Consider the following 446-nt stretch of genomic DNA (forward strand, 5'->3'; position numbering starts at 1 on the left):
CCTATGCCACAAACTCGTGAGCACATCCTACTTTCTCGCCAAGTTGGCGTTCCTTACATCGTTGTGTTCATGAACAAATGTGACATGGTTGATGATGAAGAGCTACTTGAGCTAGTAGAAATGGAAGTTCGTGAACTTCTTTCTGAATACGACTTCCCAGGTGATGACTTACCACTAATTCAAGGTTCTGCACTTAAAGCACTTGAAGGCGAAGAGCAATGGGAAGCTAAAATCGTAGAGCTTGCAGAAGCACTAGATTCTTACATTCCAGAGCCAGAGCGTGACATCGATAAGCCATTCATCATGCCTATCGAAGACGTTTTCTCAATCCAAGGTCGTGGTACTGTTGTAACTGGCCGTGTTGAAGCTGGTATCATCAACGTGAATGACGAAGTTGAAATCGTTGGTATCAAAGAGACTACTAAGTCTACTTGTACTGGTGTTGA

1 protein-coding gene is annotated in these 446 nt (G+C 43.5%); it reads left to right on the plus strand.

The genetic code is table 11. From position 1 onward, the window contains the following. On the plus strand, positions 1 to 446 hold a 446-nt coding region (locus tag AN392_RS18145; RefSeq protein WP_235575608.1), incomplete at both ends, for a GTP-binding protein.

Source organism: Pseudoalteromonas sp. P1-16-1b, assembly GCF_001401785.1.
Taxonomy (GTDB): Bacteria; Pseudomonadota; Gammaproteobacteria; order Enterobacterales; family Alteromonadaceae; genus Pseudoalteromonas; species Pseudoalteromonas undina.